The organism is Candidatus Woesearchaeota archaeon (assembly GCA_016187565.1).
Lineage (GTDB): Archaea > Nanobdellota > Nanobdellia > Woesearchaeales > JACPJR01 > JACPJR01.
Map to the genome: position 1 here is coordinate 1 of JACPJR010000034.1, position 11,800 is coordinate 11,800.

11 protein-coding genes are annotated in these 11,800 nt (G+C 42.6%); 5 read left to right on the forward strand and 6 right to left on the reverse strand.

Annotation, left to right across the window (positions count from 1 at the left end):
- The 6 genes from HYW21_08865 to HYW21_08890 form a co-directional block, all read right to left on the reverse strand.
- On the reverse strand, positions 1-1,382 hold a 1,382-nt coding region (locus HYW21_08865), incomplete at its 3' end, for a S8 family serine peptidase (protein MBI2549431.1).
- A 345-nt stretch (positions 1,383-1,727) separates the two neighbouring features.
- Positions 1,728-2,279, reverse strand: a complete 552-nt coding sequence (locus tag HYW21_08870; protein ID MBI2549432.1) for a hypothetical protein — start codon at positions 2,277-2,279, stop codon at positions 1,728-1,730.
- A gap of 117 nt (positions 2,280-2,396) precedes the next feature.
- The gene (locus tag HYW21_08875) at positions 2,397-2,879 is read right to left on the reverse strand and encodes a hypothetical protein (GenBank protein MBI2549433.1); all 483 of its coding nucleotides are present in this window, start codon (positions 2,877-2,879) and stop codon (positions 2,397-2,399) included.
- 21 nt (positions 2,880-2,900) lie between these two features.
- On the reverse strand, positions 2,901-3,680 hold the full coding sequence (purQ, locus tag HYW21_08880) for a phosphoribosylformylglycinamidine synthase I (GenBank protein ID MBI2549434.1): 780 nt from the start codon (positions 3,678-3,680) through the stop codon (positions 2,901-2,903).
- A complete protein-coding gene (gene purL, locus HYW21_08885) occupies positions 3,680-6,094 on the reverse strand; it encodes a phosphoribosylformylglycinamidine synthase subunit PurL (protein MBI2549435.1) in 2,415 nt (804 codons plus the stop codon). The genes purQ and purL overlap by 1 nt, the downstream gene beginning before the upstream one ends.
- A 26-nt stretch (positions 6,095-6,120) precedes the next feature.
- The gene (locus HYW21_08890) at positions 6,121-7,197 is read right to left on the reverse strand and encodes an Lrp/AsnC family transcriptional regulator (GenBank protein MBI2549436.1); all 1,077 of its coding nucleotides are present in this window, start codon (positions 7,195-7,197) and stop codon (positions 6,121-6,123) included.
- 160 nt (positions 7,198-7,357) lie between these two features.
- Here HYW21_08890 and HYW21_08895 point away from each other — a divergent pair, with 160 nt between their 5' ends.
- The 5 genes from HYW21_08895 (at position 7,358) to HYW21_08915 (ending at position 11,785) form a co-directional block, all read left to right on the forward strand.
- On the forward strand, positions 7,358-8,707 hold the full coding sequence (locus HYW21_08895) for a hypothetical protein (GenBank protein MBI2549437.1): 1,350 nt from the start codon (positions 7,358-7,360) through the stop codon (positions 8,705-8,707).
- The gene (locus HYW21_08900) at positions 8,704-9,102 is read left to right on the forward strand and encodes a CBS domain-containing protein (protein ID MBI2549438.1); all 399 of its coding nucleotides are present in this window, start codon (positions 8,704-8,706) and stop codon (positions 9,100-9,102) included. The genes HYW21_08895 and HYW21_08900 overlap by 4 nt, the downstream gene beginning before the upstream one ends.
- Positions 9,086-9,694: a hypothetical protein gene (locus HYW21_08905; GenBank protein MBI2549439.1), complete on the forward strand. Its 609-nt coding sequence runs from the start codon at positions 9,086-9,088 to the stop codon at positions 9,692-9,694. Before HYW21_08900 ends, HYW21_08905 begins: the two co-directional genes overlap by 17 nt.
- A 101-nt stretch (positions 9,695-9,795) precedes the next feature.
- Entirely contained in the window at positions 9,796-10,164 is a 369-nt protein-coding gene (locus tag HYW21_08910) for a hypothetical protein (GenBank protein MBI2549440.1), read from the forward strand.
- Between the two features lie 106 nt (positions 10,165-10,270).
- Positions 10,271-11,785 (forward strand): glycogen/starch synthase, encoded by a 1,515-nt coding sequence (locus HYW21_08915; GenBank protein MBI2549441.1) that lies wholly within the window; start codon positions 10,271-10,273, stop codon positions 11,783-11,785.
- Positions 11,786-11,800 lie beyond the last annotated feature (15 nt).

The following is an 11,800-nucleotide window of genomic DNA, read 5'->3' on the forward strand; positions in this document are numbered from 1 at the left end:
ATAAGAGACACCGTACCATTCGCTAGGCCAACAACTATTTCTTTTTCTGCATCACCATCAGTATTAGCAACAACTGGAGGACCATTGGCTGCATCACCAACAAATAATTCTCCGATCTTGTTCTCTCGTAGTATCTTTCCTTCTTTGTCTGTCTCAATCACAAATAACCATCCCTCAGGATGCTCAGGCGTGCCATACACACTAAAGAAAACCGTCTCAAGATCACCATCATTATCCATATCAGATACAACAGAACGAGAAAACAGATCCTCATTCCCGCCAACCAGGAATAGAAAATCCAACTGCTCAACATCTTTCGAGTTTTGCATATCACCTTTGAGTAAAGTAAAACCCGTTCTTCTATTATCGTGCTGGTAGGTGGGCCAGTCAAGCTGGAATGCTTTTTGTAGATTAATTCCCTTGTACCTAAGAAATGTCTTTGGATCAAAGATATCATCACCTGTTTTTTTGAAAATGTCTTCTATCTCGTAAGGCTTCAAAGCCGGATCAAATTGTTTCATTAAGAGAACAGCTCCTGTAACATGTGGTGCTGAAAAGGAAGTACCAGATGTCCAAAAGCCAAAACCAATATCATTAAAGATATTTGAAAAACCTCCTCCTTCCTTTGTTGATCTTATTTTTTCTCCAGGAGCTACCAGGTCGAGATTTTCTCCTCGATTTGAGAATTCTGATATTCTCTTCCAACTTGAATAGGAACCAACAGAAGTTACGTTTGGAAGACAGCTTGGATAATAAAGACCATCAATAAATTCTCCATTCCCAGAAGCAACTATAACGCTGATTCCATTTGAGACTGCATTATTTATCTCATCTTGAAGATGATAATAATCTGTACAATTTTCATTTAAACCAGAAGTGGCATTTGGAAGACCAACACTCATACTGATCACAGCAATACGGTACTTTGTTGCATTATTTATGCACCATTGAAGACCTTTTTCAATATTGGTAAATCCAAAATCAAAGTATGCTTCCTTGGTGTCAAAACCAGCACTCCCATTGTCTTTTTCAACCTTAATAGCTATTATCTTTGACTCGGGTGCTATGCCCAGGTATTTGTCATCATCAGATGAAACGATACCAGCAACATGGGTCCCATGATGTAAAAGTTCTGAGGGGATTGGATTATTGTCATTATCACCAAAATCATAGCCACCTATGACCCGACCACAACTTCCATCATTAATATTAGTCGTAAAGTTGCATCCTCCCAGATTTGGGTGAGTATAGTCAATTCCGTCATCTATAATACAAACGGCAAAATCTTTTCCCCTAATGCCTGCTTCGTTGATTATATCAGCATGAATTTCTTTTCTACTCTTATCTAATCCACTTACCTCCTTTGGGGTTATTAGTAGCATTAAAGAGAAAAAAATCACAACAAAAACAATTACACCAAATCTTGCACCCGCTCTTTCCGCGTTCATATTACTTTCTCTCCTGTTTAATAACGTTCCTCAAAAAAAGAAATAATAAGATTAGAAAAAACCATACTAATCCAAAAGAGATAAAGTATTTTATAGATAATAGTATAAACGAAGCAGTACAGTCACTTAACATTTGATAAAAAAATAACGAGAATTTATTAACACAAAAAATAGACCGAATATATATAATAGTAAGGAAAGTCGTTATTATTGTTAATATTAACCATATCAACAAATAATGCTTGGATTTATTTTTAAAGATTGTAGTAAGCTTCATGGTTACTTTTCACCTCTCTTTACTTCCACCTGAACAATATCATAGGCTTCGAACGGCATGTTACAGAACCGTCGATGATCACAGAAATTAAAGGTAATGGATGCAACCTGTAAAGAAACATCCTCATTCAAGGTAAAGACAGAAGGCTTGCTGGCATTGCTCTGCCTCGGGTCATACAATCTCTTGGTGGGCACGCCGTTAATGCGGAAGAAACAAGCCTTGGTGTTGCGATCACAGTACAGCAAATCAATAACGTATTTTTCCTTATCAATGATATAGCCACGTTGAGTATCCAGGCGTGCACCAATCTTCATGCTCGTTTTATCATAAGAATCAAACTCTTTGTACGTCAGATTCGTGAAGTTCTGGTGCACTCTAAAGTACTCCTGGATAGAGGGGGTGTGAATAGTCTGATTATGAATGGTTCTTGCAAAAGGAAGTTGAGAAGGATCTGGAGAAAACGGCGTTAAAATTGACGAAGGATCAAGCGCAGCGGTGAAAACTATGCTTAGGAATAAGCTCGTTATAAACCATAATATCATGCTTTTTTTCATGGTACAAACCCCCGAAACAAGAGAAAATGCATACTTATTTATCTGCCTTTTGGTTAAATCGGCGGAAGACTTCCGGCTGATGGTTAGAACGAGGATAAAAACGGCAGAAAGAACTAGCTACCACATCTCATAGGTTTGGTAATGTTCATTGTACAAAAGTGCTTTCGTCATGCGTTCTGCGTAGGCCTTTACATTTTTTCCTGATTTACCTAATATAATAAATTCCCAGAGTACACCCTTCTTTACCTTACGGATCTCGTGCATGCCTAATCGTTCTTGCAGTGTTTTCAACAATCCCTGTGCATCATCTTCACGTGCAGTTATTAAAACAACCGGTGTCTGAGTTTCAGGATGTTTATCACGGATCAAGGTTGTTGTTGCACGGTGCTTGTTCACATTTACCAACACATCCGTTGTCTGTAAACGCTTGCTGAAGGCTTCATAATGCTTCTCATCTCCATCAACGGTAAACAAATAGTAGTCTCTCCGTTTGAGTTCTTTAAGATCAGTATAGCCCATACGCTGCAAGGTCTGCAAGGTCGTCAATGCAGTGGTGTCAGGAACAACGAGTTCAACGGTTAAGATGATATACATGGGCATGGTTATCCTCTGCTTTGTTCTCTACTTTTTTTTGGTAATCCATTGCTTGAGTGATGCAAAAATAGCACTTGCGGGTGCAAGTTGTTCTGTTTCTTTGAAGGACTTACCCTCATGTTCTGGCAGTTGTTTCCACCACGTAGATCGTTCTGGATGGGGCATGAAGGCAACGATATTTCCTTCTCGATTGCAAAGCCCTGCAACGTTCTCTGTGGAACCATTCGGGTTAATCGGAAACTCATCAAGAGCATTCCCCGTCTCATCACAATACCTAAAGACAATCTGATTATGCTTGGCAAGAGAGGAAAACAAATCAGGATCATTGGAGACAAACCTTCCCTCACCATGCGCAACCGGAAGGGGAAGGACAGTATGTTCCTTTATCGCACAACTTGCTGCTGACTGTTGCTGTTCAGAGATTATCCTCACCCATGTACAGTAATATCCAGCGATTTTTGGATTACGATTAGGAGCCAAGGCAAGCTTCACGGTTCCATCAGTCCCAGGAATAAGACCAGACTCCACCACAATCTGAGCACCATTACAAATACCAAACAACGGTTTTCCTTTTTTTGTCTCTTGCTTGAGGATATCCATGACAGGATCCTTAGCTGCAATAACCCCTGCACGAACCCTGTCCTCATAACTCCAACCTCCGGGAATAACATACCCATCATACGTCGATAAGGTTGCTGGATCATTCCATCGTACAATCGTGGCGTGAAGACCAACCGCTTCAAGAGCTCGTTTTGTTTCCTCTTCACAATTCTGTCCTGCAAACCAGACAACAGCGATGCGTACCATTATTCCAGAGCCTCCTTGACGCCATTTGTCCAACTTGCCCGTAATGCTTTGAGAGAAAGCCTTACTCGTTCATCACCATTGAACTCAATGGTAAGAGAAGGATCTGCAACTGTTTCTCCAATCTTGATAAGATCAACACCATACTGAGCACAGATTTTTTCTACTGCTCGTAGATGCTCATCAGCAATCTCAAGAACAAATCCCGGACTTTCACTAAAGAGAATACGATCAAGACGTTCTTGATCATTCAGAGAGAGCCCCACACCGATGTTTCCATCTGCATTTCCGCCAAGCATCATCTCAGTAACACTCGTAACAAAGCCACCATCTGAGATATCATGGCAGGCAAGGACCAATCGTTGATCAATCGCATCAATTACCGTATACACCATGTTCCGATGAAGGGTAAAGTCCAATTGGGGAAGCTGTATGCCTGTTTCCTGATGCAAGCCATAATAACTACTCCCACCAAGCTCCATCATACGGGGTCCAATGAGATAAAGACCAGAACCAACCTGCTTTAATTTCATGGTTATGGCCTTGCTGTAATCCTGCATAATACCAACCGCAGCAATAATGGGACTCGGATCAATGCTCTTGCCTTTTGAACTTTCATTGTAAAAACTGACATTTCCAGAAACAAGAGGTACTGGTGCTTTTGTTCCCTTTAACCAGAGTTGGGTAGCAGCATCTGCAATGCCCTTAACACCTTGGGTAAAGTACCAGAAACTTTCTGGATCCTCGGGATTCCCATAGCACAAACAATCAGTTAAGGCAGCCGGTGTTGCACCAATGGCTGCAAGATTACGCATACTCTCAGCAACTGCATGGGCAGCCCCCCCGTAGGGATCAAGACGATTATACACAGGATTGCAGTCAGTGGTTAAGGCAACGCCAACTGATTTTCCGGGCAAGGGAGCAAGGAGTCCTGCATCTGCCTGTCCTGTACCAATAACCGTGTTTCCCATAACATTGGTATCATAATGCTCATAGATGGGTGATTTAGAAGCGATGTGTGGCAATCGTAAGAGCTTCAGAATAGTGGCATTGTAGTCCTCAGGTTCAGCAATCTCAGGTTCTGTATGTTTTTTTGTTGGCTCTTTTATCGGACGATCATAGAGTATAGGAGTGGTAATAACCTTTGCAGGTGCATGGCAGACAACGGTTCCTTGGTGCATAAGGATGTAATCCTTACTTTTTGTTACGTTTCCAATGACGGTTGCTTGAGCACCCTCACTTACTTGAGGTAGGGCAAAATCTTCATTGTAAATCCGTAAGACAACAGGAGTAAAGGATTTTGGTACAACCCAGGTAAACCGTTCCTGGGTTTCAGCACAGGCAATAATGTAGGGAGGCAATCCTGTGATAGAGACAGGTACTTTATCGAGGTCGATGATAGCTCCATAGCCACCTGCATCACACAGCTCTGCGGTTGAACACATGATACCACCAGCACCCATGTCCTTAAAACCAACAGTAATTCCCTGTTTTTTTATTTCATTAAATACCGCATAGGTTGCACGAATAAGCATGTTCTTGAGAAAGGGATCAGGAACTTGAACGGCCCCTTTATTGCTCTGCTCATGTTCTTCTTGTAAGACCACTGAAGCAAAGGAAGCACCACCAAAACCACTGTTATCAGTAGCTTTTCCAACAATGATAATATCATATTCTTCCTCACCTGAGCCAGGAGGAGCTTGAGAATGGATAATCTCATCAGCCTTTACAATGCCCAGACAAACAACATTAACAATACAATTCTCATTAAAACTCTCATTAAAATAGACATCACCGGCAAGATTAGGAATACCTACAGGATTGCCATATCCTGCAATGCCGTCAACAACTGCATTCGCAATGTACTTTGTTCGTGCCTGTTGCTTTCCTTCGGGATCACCGAATCGCAAAGGATCTGCTGTTGCAATAATCTTGGCTCCCATACAGAGCACATCACGAAGAATACCTCCAATACCTGTTGCAGCTCCTTCATACGGAACCACTTGACTCGGATGGTTATGACTTTCATGACCAATAACCAAACCGTATCGTTCATGAGCAAAGACACCAAGTTCAATAATTCCTGCATCCTCTGCAGGCCCAAGGATAACGTTTTTTCCGGTTGTGGGTAAAAGCTTAAGCCACTTTTTGCTACTCTTATAAGAACAGTGCTCGCTCCACTGGATGTTAAACATGTGGAGTTCAGTAAGGCTAGGATTTCTCCCAAGAAGGGCTATAATCTTCCGTGTTTCCTCAAGTGTTAAAGAAATTCCTTGCTGTTTCAGATACACCTTGAGATTCTCATCCGAAAGGGTATCCAACAAAAGAAGATTTTCGGGGAGTTTTGCAGGAGATGCTGATGAAGATTTTGACAGAGGTTTTGCAGAAACAGATGGAGTATTTCTCGACGTTCCCATAGCAACAGGTAACTAGACCTGCTTTATTAATGTTTTGCTGGTACTTTTTTCGTAGGTTTGTCCTCGACAGTTCCCGGAAGGACAGCGTTCTGAATAATGAACGGAAGGCTGGTAAAGTAGTGCTCGCGGTACTCACCAAATGTTTGATAAGTAATGATGATATCCACAAAAGTCTTCTGGATTTCTTTGATCAGTTTATGGGCTTGGCTCATATTTTTGGTGACGATATAGAGCATCAAATCCCAGTCTCCAAGGACTTTGACTGCTCGTATAATCTCTGGTTTTTGAGAGATATACTCTTTAAATTTCAATTCATGAGGAAGATCAAAGGTTTTGACATCGATGCACAAGGTCTGCCAATGATAACCAAGACGGGAAAGACAGGGTAAGATGGTAAACTGGCGAATAATGTCCTGTGCAAGGAGTTTTTTCATGCGTAATCTTACGGTATCTGGGCTGAATCCGAGTGCAGCAGCGATGGTATACGTTGAAGCCCGTGCATTATCCGCAAGCTGTGTCAGAATAAGATAATCCTTGGCATCAAGCTGTTTGAGGATTACTTTCTTGGGTTTAAGCATAACCTTTTCCTGCACGTATGTTTGAGGAAACTGGATGGATTTAAAGCCAGTAATGATCTCAAATTTATGTTTTTCAACGATAATATCGGTAAATGCTTTCGTGAGGTCGGTAAGAAGAGCATCAAATTCCTGGACATGACGGGCAACAAGGATCCATTCAAAGTCCCAACGGTCACTGTACTCAATCAATCCTTTGGTATGGGGATGGGCTAAAAAAGCATCCATAAGTTCCTGTCTTCGTTCAAGGTTAGCCTCGTTAATGACGAAAAAGACATGATAGGTTGCATAGCCAAAGTCACGCAAGTCTACGACGGGCAGGAATTGCAGGAGTATTCCCTTTTCCTGTAAGCGTTTTATCCTATAAAATGTTCCTTCTTTCGAGAGCCGAATTTGTTTGGCGATTGCCGAAATGGGCATCCGGGCATCCATCGAGAGTAATGCGAGAATTTTCTCGTCCTTAACATCGAGAGAGATGGCTGTATCAATGGTCTCATCTATCCGATAGACAGGCAAAAGTTGGGTCATTCTTTTAACTAAAACGAATGATCTATATATAATTTTCGGTATTGTGCTGAATCAGAAACGAAGTTTTTATTTATATCTTATACTTTCTTAGATACATCATTGATTAATAATAACGAAAAACAAAAACTTTATATAGATGTTATCACTAAGGGGTTACACTATGAAACGAAACACTGCATTCGAAACGTCCTCAACTGGACTACCTGGAAATACTGATACTGATGGAAACATGCCCGCGGGAAGAGATGGGAATGACCCTTGTTCTCCTCCAGAAAGAGTACGGTCTATGTACCGGCTTGGCGACCGTCTGTATAGCTCAGCACCTCTTCGACATCTTGGAGCAACAGGTATTGAAATTGCTGTTCTTAATGGCGTAATTCATGTCACGTTCCCTGATATCGTTGATGATGCTCGCCATGTTGTGTATGATCTCCGGCATAGCGGAAGAACCGTTGGAGAAATGCTTCATGGCGGTCCTGAAGGAATGCGAAGCATAGAAGTAACTATTGATGAGGCACTCCAAACCTTGTACAGTACTTCTGCAAATGATCCTAGGTCAGCACAGTTACGTGAGCAACTACTCGACCAAGAGGGTTTTACTCGTGAATTAGCAACGATCTATCAACAGAATGAGACGCTTACAACACAGGCACAGCGATTGCTCTTACAATTGGGAGGAGCAGTAAGTCATACCAATCAACTAGGAACAGATATACGAGATGGTTGGAGTGACAGCTCTCTGCCTGGACATGGGATCGTAGGATGGTGGAAGGATAATGTTGATGCACGCCTTGAAAAGGGCCGGGCACAGCTTGAACAAGGTCGAGGAAGAGACGGATACCAAGGATTAACACAAGAACAGGCAGTAGCAGAAGCGAAAGCACGATCAGAGCTGATCAATACCTTTTTTAATGAAGTTGCTCCTGCATATGATGCACGGGAGAGAAATGAAGATACGGTTCGGCAGTTGTACGATAATGCGCGAGCAGAAAATCAAGCCCTCGGAACATTATTCCCACGCATTAGTACCTATGCACAAGATGCAGTTACCGGAACCGTACGAAACACCTATAAGGTTGAACAGAGTTTGTGGGAAAAGGCAAGGAAAGGAACCGATATAACCATCGATGATGTTGCAGGAGCACAAAAGGATGTTCATAACTATACGCAACAAGTTGAGCAAACCAGGGAAGCAGTAGGAGATGAGGTTCCTCTTCAGGATTACCATGGTGGACAATTCCTTGACTACACGGTTAATGGACCAATGCTTGCAGCAGTAGCTGTTTTAGGAGGAAAATTCCTTGTCCGAAGGATTCCTTTTGTCGGAAAACCTACTGATAATGGCATCACCCGTCTAGTAGCATATCCACTGAAGCTTGTAGGAAATGGTATGCATGCTGCCTATGATGCTATCCATGATAGAATTGTCGATCGCTATAGTGGTCATAAACCACAGGAAAGTCCTAAACTACAAGAAACAGGAGAACAAACAGGAGGCAACCAACCATGATTAAATCAGAACATCTGACTGATGCAGTTATTTGCAGAGAACAAGAAAGCGTGCTTGAGGTGTCACGCATTTTACGAGATACCCAACGACGTCACCTTATTGTACTCAATACTAAGGATCAACCTGTAGGAGTTATTTCAAGCGTTGATTTAAACAACAGGGTCCTTGCAGAAGAAAAAGACCCAAAGAAAATACAAGCCCATGAAATAATGACCAAGGGAGTCAGAACAGTATCCTTACAGGACACCTATGAAAAAGCATTCCAGATTATGATTGAGCTTGGCACGTATTCCATTCCGGTCTTACGCCAGGGAAAATTACTGGGCGTACTTGAATTCACCAAGGCATTTAAACTCAAGGAACTGGAGGCAGCAAACCATGCACAGCATCCGTGATCTCTTTACCTACATGCCTGCAAAGCGCGAAGAACTGAGCGATTACATTACTCGTTACTACAGCGATGTTGGAAATATGGTTGCGAGTAACCCAGCATATCGCAACACCTTGGAAACTGCGGTCAGTGAATCATTCGATAAATACAAAAATCACTTTGGTGGATTAACTGCAAAATTAAGTGGCCTAGGTCATGCCATAGGATACAGTGCAGACGCCTGGTTTTTGGCAACTGGTGATTTCATCGGTGCGTTAGGAGGAAAGTTCTTGAACCTCTTGGCACAAGTACCCCAGAAGTCATACGCCTTAGTCTATGGCTTACGAACAGGAGATTATCGAGGAGCTGCACAGAATATCCTTGAAGGATTAGTAAGCTATGTTCCTGGACTAACCTTTGTTGACCAGGGCTTGGGACGCATTGCACAAAAAGCCATGGTACGAGATGCAGTCTATCGCTTTGAAAAGGCAACAGGAATGTATAAAGGATGGACTACAAAATTGGCAGACACGCTGAAAGATAAGTACCGTGATGTCAAAGATCGAAGCAAGAATGTTTTTACGCCAGCCTATCAACCAGCATTCCAGCAGGCGTAAGATAGATTTATATACGTCCAGCCATTCTTTGCCGTGAAGAGACACTCCACGATAGGTTCAGAAACAGTAAATGAAAACGCGGAGTCAAAAAAGGTGAGATTATGGAAAATCTCTTCAAATGTACCAGTTGTAAAGCTGAATTTCCTTTTGAACGCATGAGATACACAAACACCAATCGTCTGGTGTGCATGACCTGTTATACAGCAACAACGCCAAGTATGGGCAAAAGAACAACTCCTTCTCTACAACCTTCTTCTCAGATAAAGTCAGTAGCAAAACCTTCGCCAAGTAAACCTATAATTCCTCCACCAGCAACACGGTATCGCTGTTGGCAATGCCAGTATAAATTTACTATCAAAAAAGGTTCACGGGTAAAACAGACCTGCCCGTACTGTGGCAGTACCAGAGTCAGCGAGGACATCACCTCATCACAAGTGCTCAAGGACGTTGCTGACTTAACGCTTGAATAGGAACGTTAAATCCACGTACGTAAAACACCTTACGCAGAAGTAAATAATCCTTAGTGTTGTTGTCATAATCCTGTACACGATTTTTTAGGTGGGGAGGGGGAGAACAATGGTAATGGTAAGGACTGAAAAAACAAACCTTGCATTGGTAACACCAGAATTCTATGGCAGAGCAATGGTCGGTGGCTTGGCAATGGCAACCTTTGGATTGGCACATGCCTTACAAGGGAGAAATTATGATATGCGCGTGTTTCTTCCAGCGTATGAAAGAACACCACGCAATGAAAAATTTTTATTACAACCTCAAAAAGGGGATCCCCATAAGGACATTTTTTCAGCAATACCTGTCCACAATGTTGAGGGTGCTCAGGGACATTTTTCCGGAGGACCCGTTTCCTACACTGAACGTCCTAGTACCATTGAAGAAGTAGCTTACAGGGAAAGTAGCCGTGCAGCGTTTCATGCAGCAGTCGAATTTGCCGAAAGAACGGTCAGAGCACTTGAGGAACTTGCTGCAGGAGATCCTTCCTGGAAGCCCGATGTTGTCCATGCGCATGACTGGTATGCTGGCCCAGTTGCTTATTTCTTAGCAAAGAGTCCAACTCTCTCAAGGGTTCCAACCGTGATAACGGTTCATAACGCAAGCTATATTGGCGAAGTTCCCTGTCCCCCTCCTCAAGAAGATAGTTCTCAAGGAGAACTTCTCAAAAGACAACGACAAGCACTGCAGATTGATCGAGACTTATTCACCAGTCTCCTTGAACTGAGTATTCATTTTGCCGATGCAACAACAACCGTAAGTCCGGCCTATGCAAGAAGAATTCTGGGAAATGAGAGTGACATTGATGGTCGTGTAGCAAGACGAATGCGAGAGAATGGTATGGAAGCCATTCTCAACGGACTAGATTATGAGCTCATGAATCCACAAACAGACCCTTATACTTTTCGTTTTGATCCAACAAATATAGAATCAGTAGGATATGGCAAAGGCAGAAATAAATACGATCTGCACCGAAAACTGGGTATTTCTCCTGATGGACAGAAAATGCAAGTCACGCTGATGGCACGACTTGAAGAGCAAAAAGGAATTGATGTGGTCATGCAAGCGATGAGCGAACTTGCAACCATCGATGGCATCTCTCTCCTTATTGTTGGTGAGACCGGTAATGATCGACTACGAGAACAGCTTCAACAGATGAACGGAAATATGAAAGGACGTCCGTACTTTGCTCCTCCAGAACTGCAACATCTGGTATTGGCAGGGAGTGATGCCATCCTCCATCCATCAAGAAACGAGCCTTGTGGATTAGTTGTTCTGGAAGGGATGCGCTATGGTGCATTACCTATTGTTACTGGGGTGGATGGGCATGTGGATACCGTCGTGCCTTTTGACGGTCAGCAGGGATATGGGTTTATGGTTCAGCAACTCACCCCAGAAGGTATTGTTCGTGCGGTAACCCAAGCACGAGACGCTTTCAAGCAAGGAGAGCCATGGAGAAGAGCACTCGGTAATGTTCTTCGTGAAGACTTCTCATGGGATGGTACAAGAGATCCCGTAGGAAAGTATATTGAGCTTTATGAACGAGTTAGAGCACAAAAAGCACCGAAACAAGCGGTTTCGTAAGTCCCTTTATATAAG

Coding starts and splice junctions, on each gene's coding strand:
- HYW21_08870 (MBI2549432.1), bottom strand. CDS start 2,279: ATGAAAAAAAGCATGATATTATGGTTTATAACGAGCTTATTCCTAAGC.
- HYW21_08875 (MBI2549433.1), bottom strand. CDS start 2,879: ATGCCCATGTATATCATCTTAACCGTTGAACTCGTTGTTCCTGACACC.
- purQ (MBI2549434.1), bottom strand. CDS start 3,680: ATGGTACGCATCGCTGTTGTCTGGTTTGCAGGACAGAATTGTGAAGAG.
- purL (MBI2549435.1), bottom strand. CDS start 6,094: ATGGGAACGTCGAGAAATACTCCATCTGTTTCTGCAAAACCTCTGTCA.
- HYW21_08890 (MBI2549436.1), bottom strand. CDS start 7,197: ATGACCCAACTTTTGCCTGTCTATCGGATAGATGAGACCATTGATACA.
- HYW21_08895 (MBI2549437.1), top strand. CDS start 7,358: ATGAAACGAAACACTGCATTCGAAACGTCCTCAACTGGACTACCTGGA.
- HYW21_08900 (MBI2549438.1), top strand. CDS start 8,704: ATGATTAAATCAGAACATCTGACTGATGCAGTTATTTGCAGAGAACAA.
- HYW21_08905 (MBI2549439.1), top strand. CDS start 9,086: ATGCACAGCATCCGTGATCTCTTTACCTACATGCCTGCAAAGCGCGAA.
- HYW21_08910 (MBI2549440.1), top strand. CDS start 9,796: ATGGAAAATCTCTTCAAATGTACCAGTTGTAAAGCTGAATTTCCTTTT.
- HYW21_08915 (MBI2549441.1), top strand. CDS start 10,271: ATGGTAATGGTAAGGACTGAAAAAACAAACCTTGCATTGGTAACACCA.